15 protein-coding genes are annotated in these 22,301 nt (G+C 39.9%); 4 read left to right on the forward strand and 11 right to left on the reverse strand.

Features of this window, described 5'->3' with window-relative positions; translation table 11 throughout:
* Positions 1-161: 161 nt before the first annotated feature.
* Positions 162-1,517 carry an NADP-specific glutamate dehydrogenase gene (gdhA, locus tag BM163_RS02255; RefSeq protein WP_089799793.1) on the forward strand — a complete coding sequence of 452 codons (1,356 nt, stop codon included), beginning with the start codon at positions 162-164 and terminating at the stop codon, positions 1,515-1,517.
* A gap of 162 nt (positions 1,518-1,679) precedes the next feature.
* On the opposite strand, the gene BM163_RS02260 is transcribed toward gdhA, so the two are convergent.
* Positions 1,680-3,092, reverse strand: coding sequence for a family 43 glycosylhydrolase (locus BM163_RS02260; RefSeq protein ID WP_218029750.1), 1,413 nt, complete (start codon positions 3,090-3,092; stop codon positions 1,680-1,682).
* Between the two features lie 345 nt (positions 3,093-3,437).
* Complete coding sequence (locus BM163_RS02265; protein WP_089799797.1) at positions 3,438-5,150, reverse strand: glycoside hydrolase family 13 protein; 1,713 nt, start codon at positions 5,148-5,150, stop codon at positions 3,438-3,440.
* Positions 5,151-5,484: 334 nt separating this feature from the next.
* Between BM163_RS02265 and BM163_RS02270 the strand changes: the two genes are divergently transcribed.
* Positions 5,485-6,510, forward strand: coding sequence for a LacI family DNA-binding transcriptional regulator (locus BM163_RS02270; RefSeq protein WP_089799799.1), 1,026 nt, complete (start codon positions 5,485-5,487; stop codon positions 6,508-6,510).
* Between the two features lie 81 nt (positions 6,511-6,591).
* Here BM163_RS02270 and BM163_RS02275 read toward each other — a convergent pair whose 3' ends face one another.
* Together BM163_RS02275 and serC are read right to left on the reverse strand one after the other, a co-directional pair.
* A complete protein-coding gene (locus tag BM163_RS02275) occupies positions 6,592-9,150 on the reverse strand; it encodes a lipocalin-like domain-containing protein (protein ID WP_229675475.1) in 2,559 nt (852 codons plus the stop codon).
* A 173-nt stretch (positions 9,151-9,323) separates the two neighbouring features.
* A complete protein-coding gene (serC, locus tag BM163_RS02280; protein ID WP_089799801.1) occupies positions 9,324-10,415 on the reverse strand; it encodes a 3-phosphoserine/phosphohydroxythreonine transaminase in 1,092 nt (363 codons plus the stop codon).
* A 270-nt stretch (positions 10,416-10,685) separates the two neighbouring features.
* Here serC and BM163_RS02285 point away from each other — a divergent pair, with 270 nt between their 5' ends.
* Positions 10,686-11,402, forward strand: coding sequence for an HAD family hydrolase (locus tag BM163_RS02285; RefSeq protein WP_089799803.1), 717 nt, complete (start codon positions 10,686-10,688; stop codon positions 11,400-11,402).
* 277 nt (positions 11,403-11,679) lie between these two features.
* On the opposite strand, the gene BM163_RS02290 is transcribed toward BM163_RS02285, so the two are convergent.
* Complete coding sequence (locus tag BM163_RS02290; RefSeq protein WP_170243615.1) at positions 11,680-12,198, reverse strand: GNAT family N-acetyltransferase; 519 nt, start codon at positions 12,196-12,198, stop codon at positions 11,680-11,682.
* A 129-nt stretch (positions 12,199-12,327) separates the two neighbouring features.
* The gene (locus BM163_RS02295) at positions 12,328-14,823 is read right to left on the reverse strand and encodes a beta-mannosidase (RefSeq protein ID WP_089799807.1); all 2,496 of its coding nucleotides are present in this window, start codon (positions 14,821-14,823) and stop codon (positions 12,328-12,330) included.
* 251 nt (positions 14,824-15,074) lie between these two features.
* Between BM163_RS02295 and BM163_RS02300 the strand changes: the two genes are divergently transcribed.
* A complete protein-coding gene (locus tag BM163_RS02300) occupies positions 15,075-17,318 on the forward strand; it encodes an alpha-galactosidase (protein ID WP_089799809.1) in 2,244 nt (747 codons plus the stop codon).
* 152 nt (positions 17,319-17,470) lie between these two features.
* Here the strand turns inward: BM163_RS02300 and BM163_RS02305 are convergent, their stop codons facing one another.
* From BM163_RS02305 to BM163_RS02325, 5 genes are all read right to left on the reverse strand, one after another.
* Complete coding sequence (locus tag BM163_RS02305; protein WP_089799810.1) at positions 17,471-18,424, reverse strand: alpha/beta fold hydrolase; 954 nt, start codon at positions 18,422-18,424, stop codon at positions 17,471-17,473.
* A 2-nt stretch (positions 18,425-18,426) separates the two neighbouring features.
* Positions 18,427-19,365, reverse strand: a complete 939-nt coding sequence (locus BM163_RS02310; protein ID WP_089799812.1) for a glycoside hydrolase family 113 — start codon at positions 19,363-19,365, stop codon at positions 18,427-18,429.
* A gap of 121 nt (positions 19,366-19,486) precedes the next feature.
* On the reverse strand, positions 19,487-20,509 hold the full coding sequence (locus BM163_RS02315) for a glycoside hydrolase family 130 protein (protein WP_089799814.1): 1,023 nt from the start codon (positions 20,507-20,509) through the stop codon (positions 19,487-19,489).
* Between the two features lie 24 nt (positions 20,510-20,533).
* Positions 20,534-21,364, reverse strand: a complete 831-nt coding sequence (locus BM163_RS02320; RefSeq protein ID WP_089799816.1) for a carbohydrate ABC transporter permease — start codon at positions 21,362-21,364, stop codon at positions 20,534-20,536.
* A 4-nt stretch (positions 21,365-21,368) separates the two neighbouring features.
* On the reverse strand, positions 21,369-22,244 hold the full coding sequence (locus tag BM163_RS02325) for a carbohydrate ABC transporter permease (RefSeq protein WP_089799924.1): 876 nt from the start codon (positions 22,242-22,244) through the stop codon (positions 21,369-21,371).
* Between the last annotated feature and the right edge of the window lie 57 nt (positions 22,245-22,301).

Raw genomic sequence — 22,301 nt, forward strand, 5'->3', positions numbered from 1 at the left:
GCGCACGAGATTTAATAACCGTTCTAATTTATAGATTGATTTGATGTTAGAAACGTATTGTTTTAGGGTATAAATAAACGGTACAATTGAATACGTATCAAGTTCAAAATTATCAGTCAATTTCATCTTGCATTTTATCAATTAATAGGAGGAATTAGTGTATGTCAAAAGATCGTGCATTAAATTACGTTAATGACGTATTTGAAACAGTAAAGAAAAGAAATCCTGGGGAAACAGAATTCCAACAAGCAGTAAAAGAAATTTTAGATTCGCTTGTTCCTGTATTTGAACAAGACCCTAAATATATCGAACATTCTATTTTAGAACGCATGATCGAACCAGAGCGGATTATTCAGTTCCGTGTACCTTGGACAGATGACCAAGGTAAAGTTCATGTTAACCGCGGGTTCCGTGTGCAGTTCAATAGTGCCATTGGCCCTTATAAAGGCGGCCTTCGTTTCCACCCATCCGTTAACGCAAGTATTATTAAATTCTTAGGCTTTGAACAAATCTTTAAAAACTCTTTAACTGGGCAACCTATCGGTGGCGGTAAAGGAGGGTCTGATTTTGATCCTAAAGGTAAGTCAGACAATGAAGTGATGCGTTTTTGCCAAAGCTTTATGAGTGAGTTGTCTAAACATATCGGACCAGACACAGATGTACCAGCAGGCGATATTGGTGTGGGTGCACGTGAAATTGGATTCTTATTCGGTCAATATAAGAAAATGCGCGGCGGATACGAAGCTGGCGTATTAACAGGCAAACAAGTTGGTTTTGGTGGTAGTTTAGCGCGTACAGAAGCAACAGGTTATGGTACAGTTTACTTTGCACAAGAAATGTTAAGAGGGCAAGGTGAGTCATTCGAGGGTAAAACCGTAGTTGTTTCAGGCTCTGGTAATGTGTCGACGTATGCGATTGAAAAAGCGACGGAGCTAGGCGCTAAAGTTGTTGCTTGCTCTGACTCAAACGGCTACGTGTATGATAAAAACGGCATTAACCTTGATACGGTTAAACGTCTGAAAGAAGTTGAACGTAAACGCATTAAAGAGTATATCACAGAACATCCTCACGCTGAATATCACGAAGGATTTGAAAATATTTGGAGCGTGTCATGTGATGTCGCACTTCCATGTGCAACACAGAACGAATTAGATGAAGCGAGCGCGAAACAGCTTATTGATAATGGCGTCATCGCTGTCGCTGAAGGAGCAAACATGCCTTCTACTTTAGAAGCTGTTGATCTCTTCTTAAACAATAACGTTCTCTTTGGCCCAGGTAAAGCAGTAAACGCTGGTGGCGTAGCTGTATCTGCATTAGAAATGGCACAAAACTCTGGACGCATCGCTTGGAAATTCGAAGAAGTAGATGAGAAATTACAAGACATTATGAAAAATATCTATAAAAATAGTATGGAAGCTGCTGAGAAATATGGTGAGCCAGGCAACCTTGTTGTTGGGGCAAATATCGCTGGTTTCTTAAAAGTAGCCGATGCCATGATTGCTCAAGGCGTCATTTAATCTTCAGCTAGAGATGGATACAAACAGCCTGCTCATAAATGTGAGTAGGCTGTTTGCATAGGTGTGCTTCTTGATCATAAATAAACATCCTCTACTCTAATCACATCAGGATCTGGATAATCATAAGGAATTACCGACTGTGTTACACGACGGCTCCTATCACTAGCCTCTCACAAAAGAAAACTGTTTCAGCGCTGTTCGACCTTGGCCAACAAACGTAAAGTATAGGCTTTGTTTTCCTTCTGGGAGAGATATCACCGCTTCGTAAGTCGTCCAAGTATTCGTAAAATCAATCGGTATCTGAGCGTGCACGGGTCCCTCAAGCGCTGTACGAACCTCTATGACCCCTTTTCCATATCCACGTGTTGTAACTGTCACTTTTGTTACGTTATCAAACGTAAAGTATTTAAAGCCACACGATGAACCAGCCGTTAAATTTTCAATATAGCCATCGTGTTGATCACCATCTTTTCCTTCTTGTGTAATTCTTGGTAGCTGTGGGTCTAAATACAAATCACCTGTATAAGCGACAGGTTCTTTTCCAAATAAGTGACAGGCAATGTAAGCAGGGTAAGTCCCTTCGCCTTTGAGTGGCGCTTGATTCGGTCCGGATGACGTAATCTCTACTTGATTGATACGGCCGTCTACTATAGCAATTGGCTCAATACACCCTTGGCGACTAAAGTTCGAACCATGAGTATGGCGATGATAGAAAATAAAATAATTTTCATTGATGGCTACGATACTACCATGATTATTACCACCATAATACATCGGCCGCTCTTTCGGCTTGTATGTATCGATGCCTATATCATTATTACTAACTATGACGCCTTGATAGGTAAAGCCCTCAGTTGGTGAAGTACTTGTCGCATAACAGAGCTCATGAAAGACAATAGATGAATAAATTAAATAATACACACCTTCTATTTTGCGCATCGATGGTGCCTCAAAAAACTCATGCCCCAAAAAACTCGAGCCTTCACTATACGGTTCACTTGGCGCAATAATCTTTGTTTCTTCTTTTATCGTCACCATGTCATCAGATAGTACAGTCACCATTGCTCCCAGTCTAGAGGCATCACCTTTCGGACAAAATCCTGTATAAAGATAGGTTGTATCCCCTTCTGTAAGGACACCAGGATCAAACTGAGGTTGATCACCTGCTCTTTCGCCTAACAGCTTGCCTTGGGTATCCGTTACATAACCATAAAACTCAAATGGACCCACTGGCGTATCCGCTACTGCAACAGATACAACAGATACTTTATCTAGCACATAATATAAATAATAGCGTCCATCAGGACCTACAGTTATATCTGGGGCATAAAGACACATATCTCCTGATCGATTGAGTGGATCCTGTGTTTTTTTATAAATAACCCCTTCATAACGCCAATTTGCTAAGTCATGTATATCAGCTGAATAACAAACATAATCATTGAGACAATATACATGTCCATTAAATTTATCATGCGAACCATAAATGTAGACACGCTCACCAAAGACATAAGGTTCTGCATCGGGGATATATTCTGATGATGGTAAATAAGGATTAACCGCTTGCTTCATTATATTCACTCCTCATTAATCTTTTCTACACCTATTCTATCAAAGGGCTGCGGGTAAAAAGTATAGATGATCTTTCAAGAAACATAGCTATTCATTTACATTTTCGTTTTTTTTAAACATTTTCTCTAATTCACATTAACTTTATCGGAATTATGTGTTATAATATTTTTAATTTAAATGAACGGAGTGATTAAAGATGAAACACATTCCCATTATTGATCTGCGAAGCTTTATTTTACTACTGATTATTACGTTTGTGATTGTCTTTGTCCGAATATATAGCTAAAACCCGTCAACCAAAGTGAGTGACGGGTTTTTCTATCAATACAAGCGGATTTAAATGAGAGCCTATTGTTTAATCACACGATAACCATACGGTGCTACCGTTTCACCCTCATTGGAACTTAAAAGAACGTCCCCCGCATAAGAAACCATCTGTAGCGCTTCTGACGTTGGGTTAATTACAAAGATAAGTTTACCTTCAGTCGAGACCTTTTCATATGTGAGTGAACGGTCGTTACGTTCAACAAAGTTAAAACTTGCCTCATTTGAGAAGCCTTTTTCTGTTTTTCTAAGCTTAATAAGCGTTTGAATAAACCCGCGCAACGCTAAATCTTGACGTGATGAATCCCAAATCATACAACCTCGACTTTCTGGTTCCTCACCACCAACCATACCGATCTCATCCCCATAGTAGATACAAGGCGAGCCTGGATATGAAAATTGGAAGAGATACAGTAACTTCGCTTTATCAACGGAATCACCCGTTTGAGTTACTAATCGCGCCGTATCATGGCTGGCAAGGATATTAAACAAATGTTCAGTCACATGTTGTGGGTACATATGCAATAAATGTACAATCCGGTCTTTAAATGCCTGTTGGTCAATGGTACCTGCTTCGATATAGCTTAATAAACTATCCACAAGTGGATAATTCATAACCGCATCAAACTCATCCCCGCGTAACCAGTTCATTGAATCATGCCAAACCTCGCCAACAATATAGACATCTTCTTTTACTGCTTTAACTGTTTCCCTAAACTTACGCCAGAAGCGATGATCGACTTCATTGGCAACATCCAATCGCCATCCATCAATATCAAACGTCTCAATCCAATACTTACTAACATCTAATAAATACGCTTCGACCTCTTTATTTTGTGTGTTTAACTTAGGCATACGACTCACAAATCCAAACGCTTCATAATTTGGCTTTGGCTCTGTTACAATCGGGAAGTTGTGGATGTGGAACCACTCCTTATACTTTGATTGCGCTCCATTTTTCAAAACATCTTGAAAAGGCGCGAATTCATAACCACTATGGTTAAATACTGCATCCAACATCACGCGAATCCCGCGGTCATGACATGCCTCAACAAGGCGTTTAAACGTTTCTTTATCACCAAAGTGCGGATCAATTTCATAATAGTCTACTGTGTCGTATTTATGATTACTTGGCGATTGAAAGATTGGCGTAAAATAAAGACCGTTGACACCTAAATCTTCTAAGTAATCTAATCCGTCAATCACGCCTTGTAAGTCACCACCATAAAAACTTCTTGGTGTTACGACGCCCTCTTCCCAAGCTGTGGCATTGTCTGGTGAGATACTTGGGTCACCGTTTCTAAACCTTTCAGGAAATATTTGATACCATACAGTATCTTTCACCCAAGCGGGTGCTCGGTATTCATCACTCTGATGAAAGTATGGAAAACAGAAGTAATCGCCTATTTCTTTAGACAGTTCTGAGAAGATGCCACGCTCTAAGTAATAGAGTACTTCATCATCATGGCCCGTTAATTTAAAACCGTAGCGCATCCGGTTATTTGGCGGTGTTACCTTAGCTTTATAGTAATCGATTGTTGTTGTCTCACCAGTTCTCTCTACCGGAGATGTCATATAGTTCCATGTCTTTTGTTCGAAATCATACGGATCACCATAGATTAACTCGACCGTTTTCACATCCCCATGCTTTGTCTGTAAGACGAGATGCACCGTTTCATCATCATATCCGTAAGCGTATTCATTTATTGCCCTGTGAAAGATCATTGCTTTTTCCATTTATCCATCCACTCCTTTAACATTTTGAGCAAGCGTTTGCATTTTTGCGTTCACTTGCTTACTGCTAATTATTTAACTCCATAGGTATCCGCCTTTAAATATAAACGCTTACATGTATATGGTCAAGCATTTGAAAGAAAATCAATTAAATAAAATAAGCTATTTAAATCTTAGGACAAATCATATATAATAAAAGTACACGCTTACATGTTTTTCATCAACCGTTTGCATAAGTGTTTTCACAGTTTATTTCTGTGTTTTTATTTTTTTACAAACAACACTAAATCAAACAAATAAAGTAACCTATAATCGGTTTTAAAGGAGGCAAAAACCTATGGCGGTAACCATTAAAGATGTTGCCAAAAAGGCAGGGGTGGCGCCGTCTACGGTCTCACGCGTGATCGCAGATAGCCCGAGAATTAGTATAGATACAAAAAAACGCGTGAGAAAAGCTATGAAAGAGCTAGGCTATCATCCGAATGTCAATGCACGTAATCTCGCTGTTCGCTCATCAAAAGCTATTGGGGTTATTATGCCATCATCCGCAGAAACAGCCTTACAGAACCCTTTCTTCCCTGAAGTATTGCGTGGCGTTGGTACAGTAGCACATGAAACAGAATATTCACTTTATGTTTCTACAGGCGGCAACGATCAACAATTATACGAAGAAGTAAAACGGATGGTTTACGGTCACCGAGTTGATGGGATTATTCTGCTTTATTCACGAATGAATGATGCTATTATGGATTTTCTCGTCGAAGAAAAATTCCCTTTTGTTGTCGTTGGAAAACCGTATGAAAACGAAGCAAGCATTACATATGTCGATAACGATAATATTAGTGCCAGCAAAGAAGTAACGAGACATTTAATCGACTTCGGTCATAAAGATATTGCCTTTATCGGCGGAACAACCGACCTCGTCGTTACAACAGACCGCTTTGAAGGCTATAAACAGGCCTTAATTGAAGCGGGTATTAAAGTACGAGAAGATTATGTCATCAACGATGAATTTAATCGCACCAGTGGTAAAAAAGCAGTGGAAAAATTATTAAAATTAAAAATCCCACCAACGGCTATGGTCATTACGGATGATATGATGAGCCTTGGCGTTATCAACATGTTAGAAGAGTTTGGACTTGATTGTCCAGAGGATATTTCGATTACGTCTTTTAATAATCTCTATTTATCCGAGATTACAAGACCACCACTAACAACGGTCGATATCCAAATTTACAAGTTAGGCATTCAAGGTGCAAAGTGTTTAATTGAACAACTTCAAACAAAAGACGAACCAGCTAAGCGCGTCATCGTCCCATTTTCAATTAAATACCGTTCATCAACAAAACGTTTTGAACCTTAACACCTACACTCAACAAAAAAGCCGGAAAACGTCTCCCGGCTTTTTTGTCATCCACTTCTTCCTTTATACTTGACCGCTTGGTTACAACGCTTCTATAAATTCTTTAATGTCTTTAGCTGTTAAAGCGCCATCAAAGACTTTCACTTCATCAATTAAACCTTCAAACGGCACATCCCAATGATTGACACCTAAAGCAAAATAGCTTGACATATCAAATCTGTAAGGTATACCTTCACCGTGAAACATTTCCTCACCATCCAAATACAGCCTTACCCTATCCCCATCAACAGCCACCGCGATATGTGACCATACATCTATTTCTATACGTCTATTTGCCGAGGCATCAAACCACGTTGTACTTCCTGCCCACAACAACGTCTGATCATTATGACCAAACGGTACAACACTCATCCACTCATCTGGATTGTTTGCGCCAAAAAACACTGTCGTATGTTGCGTAAGTGCATAAGGTTTAACAAACAAACTTATTGTATAACTCGGTGTAGAAATAAGGCCATCATTTAATCTTAAACCAGCTGTTCCGTCGAGAAAAACAGCTTGATTTGTAACCCCTTCTTTAAAGGCAACAGCATCACCTTCTATATCAATCCTCTCAGCCATTGGCTGAAGCGCTGTATGATTACCTGTCTGATCACTAAGGTCCCCATCAAACGCATAATGGGCAATTATGGTCGCTTCTTTTACCCCAACAATCGTCACATCAAACGTTTTTTCAACCACTTCACCCTCATGCGTAATAGTTGCTACCAAGGTTACCTCAACATCTTCACCATCTCTTCTTACAACTTCACCATCTGTCGATAAGACGCTTGGGTGACTAGATTCCCAAGTAATGGTCGTATCATAAATAGCTTCTGTTTTAAGCGTTACATCACCCGTTACTTCACTAGGTACCGTTAAGTCATTGGCAATGTCTACGGCAATCTCTTTTGCCTCTCGCGTTTCTTCAATCGCTTGTACTCCCCAAATTGAGACACCCGTTTCTGATAAAGCTGTAAAACTTAATGTACCTTGTTTATTCAATTCATCCCATACTTCAACAAATACACCATCGTACGTGACGTCATTGATTGTAATGGTCGCATAATAACCATCTTTTTGCCACATTCCATCAATAGCACCTGTAATTGTCCCATCGGTATGAAGTTCAATTTTTGTACTTTCTTTTACCACATCCGAGCTATCTTTCCCATGATTGATATACTTATAAGTTCCGGCAATATCCTGTTCTGTTATCTCATTATTCAATACTTCTCCAGCGTAACGTTTCGGCGCAACAACACCCCAGTCATGTTTATTCATAAACATCTGGTGAATACGCATTTGAAAGCTCTCCCCCTGATTCGGGAAGCGCGTATGAAAAACAAGGAACTGCTGACCGGTATCCGGGTCTGTATACACCGAGTTATGCCCTGGAGACATGTAACCCTGACCCGGACCAAACCCCGGCTCATGACTGTCCCTTAAGAAGAGAAAGTTCCCCATTAATTTATTGCCGAACTGTGTATTCGATTGATTTGGAGGTAAGACCGCCGGTGCCCCCGCCGCATCAATATACGGACCCATCGGATCGGCTGATTTAAACTGGCGCATATGATAACCACCATCAGCACCTAACCAACCATAAGTCACATAGAGATAATAGAAGCCTGTTTCTGGATTATATTCAATATAAGGCCCCTCACCAGATTCATAATAACCCCCTGAAATTTTTGTTCCAAAGTAACGGTCAATCATTCGACCATCATCTGTTTCTCCATCTGCTTTTGGATACATCACAGCACCGGTTTCTTTATCTAATTCAAGAATAAAAATACCACCCGACCACGACCCATAAGTCATATACAACTGACCCTCTGTGTCAAAGAAAACATTCGCATCTATTGCATTGGGATAATGGCGGTTATTAAAGCTACCATCGGCATTAAACCAAGCCTCATTCACATCTGAAATCTTACCGTCTGCGATAAGGGCGTTTAAGTGTGTATTTTTCCACTGCTTATTGACATCACTGTTTTCATCATATACCTCATTTTCAGTAAATCCTGAATAAACCAATGTATCCACATAACGATAAGGCCCTTCAATGTCTTTTGATACCGCAAAGCCAATCGCAGAACGCACATAAGTTGATGATGCACTATAGTGCATCATAAATGCCCCTGTTGTACCATCATCATTGATGTAGTGTTCATTCCAAAATATATCTGGTGCCCAGACAGCAAAACCACCTGATGCATCGGCATCATCTTCACCTGCCCATAAAAAGGACGTCTGTAAATTCTCTGATAAATCTCCATATAAGACATTTCCTGGTGTCGTATAACCATTTGAAAAGCGCTCCCAACTCATTAAATCAGATGATTTAGCTGCTTCGATATGTGTTCCAAAAACATAAAATGCATCATCGACTTTAATTATCGACGGATCATGTACGGACACATCTTTATACGTCGGTTCTGAAAGTGTGCTCGCAAATACTTCTGATTGTTTTTCATCCGACACCCCATTCTCATTGGTTCGCGCATCATTATTCTCTTGCCTTATCCCTTGATATATAATAATCACCAATGCGATAACTAATAAAGTTATCATTATTATCCAAGCTTTTCTTTTCATTTCATCACTCCTCTTCATTTACTTGTACTTACATTTTATAAAGCGTTTTCATTTTTGTCAACGTTTGAACGCACAAGTTCGCCTCGATAACAATTTAATCTATTGGTCTCCATTTAAAAAAGCTCAACAAAAAACTCTACACCTCAAAAAAGGCATAGAGTTTGTCATAAAAATTATTGATTATTTTGATCGAATTCTTTAATAAAGTCAACGAGCGCTTGTACACCTTCTAAAGGCATTGCGTTGTATATACTTGCGCGCATGCCACCAGTTGAGCGGTGACCTTTAAGCGTGACTAAGCCACGTTCTGATGCTTCTTTAAGGAATTTCTTTTCTAGCGCTTCATCACCTGTTTTTGAAATGAACGGCACGTTCATCCAAGAACGGTCACGATCTTTAATTGTTGCCTCAAATAAAATAGAGTGATCAATAGCATCATACAATAGATTAGCTTTTTGTTCATTTAATTCCGCCATTTTTTCTAACCCGCCGACGTCATCTTTTAACCAATCAAAGACAAGCTTTGCCATATAAATAGCAAACGTTGGTGGTGTATTGTAAATAGAGTGGGCTTTTTTGTGTACTTGGTAATCTAACATTGTCGGCACATTCTCTGGCGCATGTCCGATTAAATCGTCACGTACAATAACGACCGTCATACCAGCCGGTCCAATGTTCTTTTGTGCTCCGGCGTAAATTAAACCGTAGTCTGTCACATCAATTAATTCAGAGAGAATATTTGATGACATATCAGCAACAATTGGAATATCCCCTGTATCAGGTAATTCATAGAAACAGGTACCTTCGATAGTATTATTTGTTGTGATATGCACATAATCCGCTTCCGGGTCAATCATATCACGTGTGACTTTCGGAATGTGTGAAAGATCAGCGCCATGTGAATTGGCAATTACACGCGGTGTACCATATTTTTTTGCTTCTTCGTACGCTTTTTGTGACCACGTACCCGTAATCACATAGTCCGCTTTTTTATTTTTAATCATCAAGTTCATTGGCACCATCGCAAACTGCGTTGACGCTCCCCCTTGTAAAAATAAAACCGTATAATTATCAGGAATATTCATTAATTCACGTAATGTTTTCTCTGCATCTTGGATAATATCCATAAATAATTTGGAACGGTGACTCAATTCCATTACTGACATGCCGGAGCCTTTATAATTAGATAGCTCTACCTCTGCTTTTTTTAATACACTTTTCGGTAATGTCGATGGTCCTGCTGAAAAGTTATAAACTGGATTCATAAATTTAACCACACCTATTCTTTTAGTTTTTTTACCATCTTTCTTTTATACTAAAATAAGGTCCCCCTTATTCTTTCACAAACAAAAATCAAGCTCAGTTTTATGCGAGTCTACTCGACTCATTGTAACAAAAAACAGTCATTTCTTCAAGTGAATATTCTCAAAATTAGCACAATTGGCAAGTGTGAAACTTTTTCACATTTATTGTTTTATGTTAGAATAATTTTAGACAAATAGCAAATAACTGACCAAAAGAAAGAAGGGATAACGATGACACCACAGATTTCCACTGTTATTTTTGATGTTGATGACACACTTTACGATCAAATATTTCCTTTTAGACAAGCACTGATCGACATATTCAATCACCCTTTCACAACCGAGGAGATTGAGCGGCTGTACTTTTTAAGCAGAAAATATAGTGATGATGTATTTGAAGATGAGCAAAGCGGGAAAATAACGACAGAAGATTTACAAGTCTATCGCATCACCCAGTCAATGAAAGATATCGGCCAAGCCATCTCTAAAACAGATGCCTTAATGTTTCAAGCGCGTTATCTCTACTATCAACATCACATCACTTTAATACCTGAAGTGGAAGAGTTACTCAATTTTTTAACTAAGAAGGACGTGACTTTAGGGATTTTAACAAACGGGAATAAAGAGCATCAGCAAATGAAAATAACCCAATTAGGTGTTGATCGGTGGATATCAAAAAATCATCAATTCATCTCTGGCGCCTTACCATTTCAAAAGCCTGACCAAGCCGTATTTAAACACATTGAAAATGCACTTAACCTTAATAAAGACACAACCTATTATGTAGGTGATGCCTATATCAATGACGTATTAGGTGCTAAGAGCGCTGACTTTCATGTCGTTTGGTTTAACCAGCGCAACAGAGCCCCTGAAGGTGATGTGTTACCAGACTACACCGCAACGACACCCGAAGCGTTGTTGCAGTATTTTAAAGCGAACATCAGCTGATGTTCGCTTGACTACTTTCTCATTCACTTTAATCATATTCTCTTCTCGGCTACTTTTACACCAACCTCTAAAAAAGTAACTGTCAATATGGTGGTGATTACAAGCACTTGCCATGCGCCAACCGTATGAATAAGTGGTAACGCACGCCATACATCGACTATTTACTCCGTCAGTAAAAATCACTTATCGCTACAAAACTGAAACCAATCACATGAGCTGTCAATTCTTTACCTCAAAACAACACCTATAATTGTCTATTCCACCGGATTGTTAGGAGTTAGTCCGTCGATAGTAAACTCATTAAATGTAAGTCTAAGTAATCCCCGTTAAAAAACCTCGCATCTCGCATCGTGCCTTCATCTTTAAAGCCTGCTTTTTGATATAGCCATCGAGCTTTTTGATTGTTACTTAAAACATATAATGAAAGTCGGTGATAACCTAATGTGTCAAATATGTAACGCTTCATTTCCTCCATCAACAATAAGCCATAGCCTTTATTTCTACTTTCTGAACGGATAAAAATCCGGTTAAGAAACGCGGAACGGTTTAATCCATCCATGTCAGCGACTTGAATGTGGCCGATTTTTTCATTTGTTGCGGTTTCAATGATTGTAAATAATTTAACTGGTAACGTCTTTTCTGCTGCTGATTTTGCATATTGATCTAACTGAGAGGTTGTTACTGGCAACTTAAATGTCCGCCCTGCCCAACTATACATATCAGCCTCAGTTGCCTCTTTGTGCCAGCCAATAAACGCTTGATAATCTGATGGTTCAAATGGTTTTAAATGAATCACCCTACCCACCCTTTCCTTTTCTTTTTTCATACACGATCCTTACTGAATAGTCTAGCATAACTAAAAGGCGAAAGCCTACCCAACAGTGTCACTTCCGCCTTTTTTAATGTCGCGTTAATTGATTAACGATCACACGATAAACGATGCCATCCCTTTGGCATCAACCTTGATAAGCTGATGCACATCTGCCGGATAGAACACAACCTCTTTCACTTCATTTGGCAACAAATCAAAGTAATTGGCTGAAAAATGACCATCGATTGACGCTTCTAAACGTACCGCCTTTTGAAACACTTCAGAAGATACATGGTACACGTAAGGTTTAATCTTCTGAACCATAACAGCTCCCTCTTTTAAAGGTAATGCTTTTGTTTTAACAAAATAGTGTCGGTTCGTTACGTCAATCGCTTGACTCAATCCTTTAAAAGTCACCGTCAGCACAACGTCTTTATGATTAACTCCCTCTAATAACGTGACGTAATTATACGTTTTAAGACAAGCACTTGAGTATTGATCAAGCGTGATTGGTAAATGATCAATGAAATGCACCGCACCATCTATCGACGTTAAACTTACGATAAGTTCACCTGATATGGCCTCACCATCGTTAATACCGTGAATCATCACATTGTCACCCTCTTGACTCATAACAAGCCACTGTCTTTGGTAACTTTCTTTCACTTGGTAATGAAGAGCCTTATAACGACCGAAATAATCAATGCTTGACCAAGAAGCTACCGGCCAGCAGTCATTAAGTTGCCAGTACAACGTCCCCATACAATAGGGCATTGCTTTCCTATGTGCTTCAATCGCTTGTTTAATCGCTTCTTGTTGGAGCACTTGACTTAAATATAGGTACCCTTCAAAATCTTTCGGCTTTGGTAAAGCTTCTGACATATAAGTCTCAATTAAGTGATTCCCGTCGCCGTTCTTTTGATGATGCAACATATATTGCGAATCAATGGCATAATCCTTTTCTGTTAAAAATGTATCAATCGTTCGTTTCTCTGGGAATGACTGAAAACCATATTCACTCATAAAGCGACCAACGTTGTCGTGATAGGCTTCAAATGGCTTTTTCCCATGCCATACATCCCAGTAATGTACATCACCCGCATTTGAAGCGGTGAATGCATGGCGGCTTGCGTCTTCTATTTCCAAGCGAAGCGGTGAACTGGACCAATAGTCTTCGGTTGTATATGTCGCCACTGTTTCCTTTAAAACGCCATGGAAAACCTTTTGATAATCCGACCAAATTTTCTCACGTTCAACATTACTAAAAGGCTTTTTCCAACCCCAACCACCATCTTCTTCGTAATGTGCCCATGCTGCATCCATTTCATTATTACCGCACCACAGGGCAATAGATGGATGGTGACGCAAGCGTTTGACTTGATCAATGGCTTCTTGTTTTACATTGGCTACAAAGGTTTCATCCCCTGGATACATGCTGCAAGCAAACATGAAGTCTTGCCATACCAAAATCCCTTCCTCATCACATTTTTCATAAAAAACGTCCATTTCATAAATGCCACCACCCCACACCCGAAGCATATTCATCCCCGCAAAAAGCGCCGCATCTATTTCATTTTGATACCTTTGATCTGTCACTTCACTCACAAAGCTGTCATTCGGTATATGGTTAGCACCCTTAATAAATAAAGGCTGATTATTTAACTCAAAATAAAATGAGGTACCTAATTGGTCTTTATCCGTGATAAGTCGAACTTTTCTTAACCCCGTCTTTAATTGTTTCTGCGCTATTAATCGTTTTTCATCTCGCACACTCAACGTAAATGTATACATATAAGGCTCACCTAAGTCATGGGTATACCAGCGTTTCGGTTGTTTTATTGTCACCGGTAAAGTGATTGTTTGATGGCCTTCTTCTACTTCATATGTCTTTTCAATTCGATAAGATTCCGTGTGAAGTGTAAAGGTATAAACCCCTGAATGCGCTACGTTAAACGCCATTTCTACTTCACCAATGGCTTCATGCTCTTCCACAGTCGTCATCCGAATATATAGATCCTCTATTATGAGCTCCTCATATATCTTTAATTCTACTGGCTTATAAATGCCTGAGGTCACAAACCTTGGCCCCCAGTCCCAACCATAATGAAATGGCGCTTTACGTGCAAAGATACTTAGCTTCTTATCACCTAATCCCCCCATGGCACTATCATCATTCACTGCAGGTAATTGATAGCCAAGTGCATGAAGCTTCGGCAAATCCATCTGAATCGGTGATTTAAAGACGATGCGTAGCCTATTTTCACCTCGTGCGACTAAATGACGGATGGGCAACTTATAGATGCGAAACATATTCGCTGTCTTTTGCACTAAAACATCATTCAAATAAATATCAGCATACGTATCAAGCCCATGAAAAATCAGCACCATTTGTTTTACTAACATCTCCTCAGTCACGTGGAGTGTCGTTTCATAACACCAATCGACTTTATCAATCCACTGCAAGTCTTTCTCATGATCTCCGTAAAACGGATCGACAATCAGCTTATTTTTCAGCAAGTCCGTATGAACACACCCTGGTACATACGCTGGGTACCACTCCTTTTCCCCCATTTGTTTAAATCGCCATTTTTCCAACATCAACTTTTCCATTTAAAAAACCTCTTTTCTATTACTTATATCGTTAGTTTTTTTAAAAAAAATTAACTTTCATAAAATATCACCTAAATGAAAACACTCTCTCTTTTTTCACAAAAAACCTTTACCCTTCCCTAACTTAATCACTAATAAAATCTTGTGTATAGCGTTTTCAAATTAAGCCTAGCCATTTAATTATCACTATGTTAAAATAATCAAAAAGAAACTTTATCGATAACTTAAAAATAACTTTATGAGGTGATTATATGACAATTCATGTGAATGATGCAAGCCTTTCATTTCACTTAACTAATAAACATGTCAGTTATATTTTTCGCGTCCTCGAAAAGAGCGCGCAACTCGAACATTTATACTACGGCAAATCCGTTCACCACCGGGATAATTTTTCCCACTTAATCGAACGCGAGGTTCGCCCGTCGACCAATCGTTTTACAGATGACCATACGTCCTCTTTTGAGCATATTAAACAAGAATACCCTAGTTACGGGACGACAGATTTTCGTTATCCCGCCTTTACGATTGATCAACCTAACGGATCACACATTACTGATTTTCGCTTTAAACACTATGACGTTTTAAAAGGAAAACCGGCACTTAACGGTCTTCCACACACGTATATCGAAGCGACTGATGAAGCAGATACATTGATAATCACACTCACCGATGACACCATCGGCGTCACCTTGGAACTGTTTTATACCATATACTCAGAGCGCGCCGTCATTACACGTCACAGCAAATTTACCAACAATAGTTCAAAAACATATACTTTATCAAATGCTCAATCAATGAGCATTGACTTCCCTGATGATGACTTTGACATGGTTCAATTAAACGGCGCCTGGGCAAGAGAAGCACACGTGGGCGTGTCACCTTTAAAAAAAGGGGTACAAGCAATTTCTAGTAACCGCGGCGCATCTGGTCATGTGCACAATCCGTTTATTGCACTAAAGAGACCTTATACGACCGAACAAACAGGCGAGGTATACGGCTTTAGTCTCGTTTATAGCGGAAACTTTAGAGGACAAGTTGAGGTAGACACGTATGATGTTAGTCGAGTATCACTCGGTATAAATCCATTTAGATTCGGATGGCAACTTAAACCAAAGACAAGCTTTACAACACCTGAAGCCGTGATGGTCTATTCAACAAATGGATTATCAGGAATGAGTCAAATATTCCACCACCTATACCGCACCCGCTTAGCACGTGGCTACTGGCGCGACCGGACACGTCCGGTATTAATCAATAATTGGGAAGCGACTTACTTCGATTTTAACGAAGATAGAATATTAACCATTGCTAAAGAAGCTAAAAATCTCGGAATCGAACTGTTCGTTTTAGATGACGGCTGGTTTGGTAAACGCAATGATGACAGCTCATCACTAGGTGATTGGTTTGTCGACACAGCAAAACTACCTCATGGGATCGGTGCATTATCAAAGAAAGTCACCGACCTTGGTATGCGGTTTGGCTTATGGTTCGAGCCCGAAATGATTTCGACTGGGACTACGTTATTTAAAGACCACCCTGATTGGCTGTTGGAAACACCTCAGCGTACACTGTCACACGGACGAAACCAGTACGTTTTGGACTTTTCTAGAGAGGATGTTGTTGAACACATCTTTCATTTAATGGATACCGTTATAAAGGACAGCACCATCAGCTACATTAAGTGGGATATGAACCGAAACATAACAGAAGCCTACTCACGCACACTTGAGGCACAAGCACAAGGCGAAGCGTTCCACCGTTATATTCTCGGTGTTTACGACCTATATGAAAGACTAACGACAAAATACCCTGAGATTCTCTTTGAGTCATGCGCTGGTGGTGGCGGTCGCTTTGATCCAGGCCTACTATATTACGCGCCACAAACGTGGACAAGTGATGATACCGATGCTTGTGAGCGTTTGAAAATCCAATATGGAACATCTTTGGTCTATCCACTTTCCTCGATTGGATCACACGTCTCACAGATTCCTAATCACCAAGTCGGACGAAGAACGCCCCTTCAAACACGGGCAGATGTCGCTTATTTCGGAACATTTGGCTATGAGCTGGATGTAACAGAATTAACAGATCCAGAAAAAGCCGCTGTAAAAGAGCAAATAGCATTTTTTAAAGCGCATCGCGCCCTTATAAGTCAAGGTAACTTCCACCGTCTGCTTAGTCCATTCGAGTCAAACGAAACCGCGTGGATGGTCGTAAGTGACGACCAATCAACCGCCCTTGTCGGTTACTACAAAGTGCTAGCTAAACCGAATGAAAGTTATAAACGCCTGAAGCTTACCGGACTGTCAGAAGATACACTCTATCACGTTGCTCCGCTAGGGACAGATTACTACGGATCAGAATTAATGGCCTACGGTATTATCCTCGCAGAGGACTTTACCGATCGCGCCCATGAGTACTGGGGACGTGAGCATCCTGGCGATTATCAATCACGGATTTTTACGTTAACAAAAAAACAACCTTACCCCTTTTAAAAATAAAAGGCCAGCTACCCCCCTGGCCAAATATATTTAAACTTCAACAGAAAGTGGCGTGCATCAATCGGATGCACGCCACTTTCACATTTACTATTTTTCCAATACTCAACTTACAGCTAAATGATACTAAACAACCCGCTACACACGTATTATAATGACCGGAAATAATTAAATGCTTCATCCGCATGAAGCGGTATATACTCATGCCCGTGTTCAGGATAAAGGTGATGCGTTTTCTTTGTATTCAACTTGTTAAATACAGCAAACTGGGTAGACGGCGGACAAATAGCATCACGCATACCCGTCACCATAATAACCTCACTTTTTATCCGTGATGCTAAATGTTGTAAATCAATGTAACCTAATTTTAAAAATGTTTCATCCGCCTTCTCATGCATCGGATCAACATTTCTAAAATAAAATGAGATTTCTTCATAAGCGGAGTTAGTCACATCCATTTCCCAGGCGCGTTTATAGTCACTTAAAAAAGGATACACACTGTAGGTCTTCTTAATTTCCGGCACTAAACTTGCCACCGCCAGCGCTAACGCCCCGCCTTGACTTTGACCATATGAACCTATTCGGTTTGAATCTATCCCATCGATGGTTTGTATTATTTTAACAAGGTGAGCCGCATCTAAAAAAACTGATCGATAATAGAGATTTTTCGGGTCTTGATCTTTTAAACCGCGGATAATATGGCCCCGTACTGTCGGTCCAATTGTGACGATAGCATCCTCACTTAACCCCCCTTGCCCTCGACAGTCCATCGCAAAAACATGGATTCCCTCTTTAGCATAAGCGATTTTTTCTAACCAATCGCCGCTATCAACACCATAACCATGAAACATTACCACCGCTTGCCCTGTCGGCCGGTGAGGTTTTGCCCATTTCACATGAACCCTCACACCACCAATCCCTGTGAAGGTGAGGTGATAAAGCGTCACATCGGAAATAGCCATATCCGCCGCTGTTATCTCATAACCTAACGATAACTCCTTTAATTCATCCAGTGACGCTTCCCAATACCAATCAAAGTTCGTCGGCTTAGGATTTTTCCCTTGATACTGCTTTAACTCTGGTAAAGACATGTCCATGTGCATAACTAGTGCCTCTTCTCTCGTGTGTAATAATTATATATGACGTCCGCTGCTGGTTTCCCATACACACCATAACCGTCATCTGTCACAGCTTCTTCATGTGTATGAAGAAGCGTATTCCAATCCCATAAGCCAAACCCTGACACAAAGTCACGTTGTCCGGCGGCTTCAAACATCTCACGGTAGAAGGCCGCTTGCTCTTTTATATTTACTTCGCCCACATGATTCCAATCATTCGGTATATAACTCGATCCTGTTCGACTTGGACAACCTGCTTCTGCGAAGAAAAATGGCTTGTTGTATTTTTTTACAACCGTTTCTATCCGGTCTAATTCTCTTTCCCACGTGCCAGTAGGGTAATAGCCACTCGATGACAACACATCCACCGCATCCCAAAACGGCACATGATCTTCTTGATATTTATCGGTGTTATAACTGACTAACCCGTGATACACCTGTTTCACTTCTAGAATTAATTGGCGCCACTCATCCGCACGCCGTTCAGTTTGCACCATTTCACAACCGACAATCACCATCTCACAATCCGTTACCTCAGCGATTTTAGCATAGTGTAGCTGATAATCAGTATAAGACTTAAACCAATCTGACCATTTCGGCTCACACGGCACATCTACATCAAAGAAATTAATATGCGCTCGCCATGTGCCATCTTTACAATTGACTGTTGGTTTTAGAATCACACGTAACCCAAGTGATTTGGCATAATCAATCATAGCGATTAACTCGTCATCACTAACCATATGATCCCCTACATAATCCACCTTTGTCGTATGCGCTGTGTCTTGTAGTGCGCTGATGGCAATAATGACTGTATCACTCGCCGTATTCATCTGCATCAAACGCAAGCTTTCTTTTGCCTCTTGTTTTAGAAAATCACCTCTTCGACTATCCCAACCAAATGTAAATCCTTTAATAAATATCATTTAAACCATCCTTATCTTTACCTTATTGTCCTTCTTGTTGTTTTCGTTACCGCGTTCTTTTATATATCCACCTTCAAAAGAAGCTAGTATACCAGATGTTCGGCATACTAGCTTCAAACAATTATTTACGTCCAATTTCCTCATCATCTGCGACAACTTCTGATGTTTCTTTTACATATGCTACAATTTCCTCTACTGTCGTATAAGCAAGACCTACATACGTATCAGCTGCACCATAATAAATCGCAATTTTCCCTGACTCCCCATCATGCAATGTCGCACATGGGAAAATAACATTATCGACAAAGCCCGTCGTTTCATAAGACTCTTCCGGTGTTAACACAAAGTTCTTTGAGCGATATTTAACTTTTGACGGTTCTTCTAAATCTAAAATAACCGCACCCATCGAATAAACAAAGCCATTACATGTCCCCGTCACACCGTGATAGAACATCAGCCAACCTTCAGACGTTTCAATCGGCGCTGGACCACCACCAATTTTCACATTTTGCCACCAGCCGTAACCACCTTTGGTCATAACATGACGGTGTTTACCCCAGTAAGTCATATCTGGCGATTCACTTAAGAAAACATCACCAAATGGCGTATGACCACTGTCACTTGGGCGTGAAAGCATCACATAGTTCCCATTAATCTTGCGAGGGAAAAGTACCCCATTCCGGTTAAACGGTAAGAAAGGATTTTCTAAGCGGACAAACGTTTTAAAATCATCTGTCTTCGCTACACCAATCGCGGCACCATAAAAGTCTGTACACCAGATAATGTAATACGTATCTTCTACTTTTAGTAAACGCGGATCATAAGCTGAAGGCGGTTGGAAACCGTTACCTTCTTCATCCACAAACGGAATCTTTTCCTCTTCAATAGACCAGTTCAAAGCATCCTCACTATAACCTAAATGAAGGTGCGGACGACCATCGATCGTTTCTGCACGAAATACCCCGATAAATTTATCTTCATAGCTTACAACCGCACTGTTAAAAATACGCGAGATACCTTTTGCAGGGTTACGCTTAATGATAGGGTTTTGACTATGACGCCAAACAGGTGCGTTCAAACCTTCTGGTTTGTCCTCCCACGGCAAATTCTTTATGTTTTCAGCAATCATTTTTACTTTAGACATGTTGTTGTCCCCTTTCTTGATCAGTTATTTAACTGATCCGTTAGTTAATCCGTTATAAATATATTTTTGTAAGAAAATGAACGCGATCAGCGTTGGAATAATCGCAATCATGACACCCGCTGTAATAACCTGCCATTCCGCTCCGAAAGGTCCCTGGAACTTAAAAAGCGAGGTCGAGATGACTTGTAAGTCTGTCTTTGGCATGTATAAAAACGGGGTATAAAAGTCGTTATACACATTGACCCCTTTAATAATAAACACCGTTACAATCGCCGGCTTCAAAAGGGGTAAAACGATTTTTCGGTAAATCGTAAGGTATGAAGCACCGTCAAGCATTGCTGATTCGTCAAGCGAGACCGAAATCGAATCCATAAATTGAAGGAAGATATAAACGGCAATAATATCTGTCCCTAGATATAAAACAATTGCTGCGAAAATTGTATTAAACAACCCTAGGCGGTGTATAATTTGAAACGTCGCCACTTGTGTTGTAACTGCTGGAATTAACGTCGCAAGTAAGAAAGCACCCAGTATATACTTACTTCCTTTAAATGTGAATCTATGCAGAACAAACGCGACCATGGAACCAATCAATGTTGTTCCAATAACTGAGATAATCAGAATGATGACGGTATTTTTAAAACCCACCATCATATTACCTTCACTGAATGCACGTCTGTAATTTTCAAAGTTAAGCCAGTTTTCAGGCATTGTTAAAGCACCCGTCGATCCATACTCTGTTCCCGTCTTAAACGAAGCAAAGAAAATAGCTAGAATCGGGATAATCGCAAAAGCTGCACCGAGAATAAGCGTTAAGTATTTAACTACGATTGCTAGATTTTTTTTGGTCTCCACTTTGTCAATCCCCCTCACTAAAGAATTTTCTCTGTATACCCGTTACAACAACAACGATAAACAGTAACACAACGGCCATCGCAGAACCAAGGCCAATCTTTCCATATCTAAAGGCCGTATTAACCGTTTGAATAACAAAGGTTGCACTACCATTTGCCCCACCCGTCATAATGAACGGTATTTCAAACGCACTTAACGAACCGCTAACTGCTAAAATTAAATTAAGTGATACGATAATCTTAATGCTAGGTAAAATAATATAGATAAATTGATGCCAACGATTTGCCCCATCAATTTCTGAAGCTTCATAAATTTCATTCGGAATGGACGATATTGCTCCGAGGAAAATAATAAAGTTAAAACCCATATAGCGCCAAACTGACACACCCGCTAGTGAGATGTTAATAAGTTTCGGATTCCCTAGCCACATTTGTGTGTAATCACCTAATCCAATCGCGTGAAGAACGGTATCAAGCGTACCGTCTGCTCTGAAAAACAATAAGAACATTAAACCAATCGCTACACCGTTTAGTAAGTAAGGGAAGAACAAAACGCCTTTAAAAAAGTTTTTGAACTTCACTTCAAAACTAAGGATGGTCGCAAAATATAAAGCGATCCCCAATTGGACAAACGTCGCGAAAAAGTAATACAAACTGACTCTAAACACTGAAAAATATTCAGGGTTTGAAAAAATGGTTTTGTAGTTGTCAAGCCCAACAAAGTTCATCTTGCTGTAACCATTCCAATCGGTAAAGCTATACCAAAACATGTTAATGACCGGCAAGAACGCGAACGTCGCAAGTAAGGTCATTGGCACCGCCAAAAATGCGATAATAATTATATTTCGTTGTGCTTTGTATGAAATATTCGAAAAGCTCATTTTGCTTATTATTTCTTTAAGTTTAGACAAGAGTCCGCACCTCCTATTTAAGGTTAT

This window comes from Halolactibacillus alkaliphilus, assembly GCF_900115465.1.
Taxonomy (GTDB): domain Bacteria; phylum Bacillota; class Bacilli; order Bacillales; family Amphibacillaceae; genus Halolactibacillus; species Halolactibacillus alkaliphilus.

Bases quoted from the DNA above. Each gene is read 5' to 3' on its own strand.
- gdhA (WP_089799793.1), top strand. From the start codon at position 162: ATGTCAAAAGATCGTGCATTAAATTACGTTAATGACGTATTTGAAACA.
- BM163_RS02265 (WP_089799797.1), bottom strand. From the start codon at position 5,150: ATGGAAAAAGCAATGATCTTTCACAGGGCAATAAATGAATACGCTTAC.
- BM163_RS02270 (WP_089799799.1), top strand. From the start codon at position 5,485: ATGGCGGTAACCATTAAAGATGTTGCCAAAAAGGCAGGGGTGGCGCCG.
- BM163_RS02275 (WP_229675475.1), bottom strand. From the start codon at position 9,150: ATGAAAAGAAAAGCTTGGATAATAATGATAACTTTATTAGTTATCGCA.
- serC (WP_089799801.1), bottom strand. From the start codon at position 10,415: ATGAATCCAGTTTATAACTTTTCAGCAGGACCATCGACATTACCGAAA.
- BM163_RS02285 (WP_089799803.1), top strand. From the start codon at position 10,686: ATGACACCACAGATTTCCACTGTTATTTTTGATGTTGATGACACACTT.
- BM163_RS02295 (WP_089799807.1), bottom strand. From the start codon at position 14,823: ATGGAAAAGTTGATGTTGGAAAAATGGCGATTTAAACAAATGGGGGAA.
- BM163_RS02300 (WP_089799809.1), top strand. From the start codon at position 15,075: ATGACAATTCATGTGAATGATGCAAGCCTTTCATTTCACTTAACTAAT.
- BM163_RS02305 (WP_089799810.1), bottom strand. From the start codon at position 18,424: ATGCACATGGACATGTCTTTACCAGAGTTAAAGCAGTATCAAGGGAAA.
- BM163_RS02310 (WP_089799812.1), bottom strand. From the start codon at position 19,365: ATGATATTTATTAAAGGATTTACATTTGGTTGGGATAGTCGAAGAGGT.
- BM163_RS02315 (WP_089799814.1), bottom strand. From the start codon at position 20,509: ATGTCTAAAGTAAAAATGATTGCTGAAAACATAAAGAATTTGCCGTGG.
- BM163_RS02325 (WP_089799924.1), bottom strand. From the start codon at position 22,244: ATGAGCTTTTCGAATATTTCATACAAAGCACAACGAAATATAATTATT.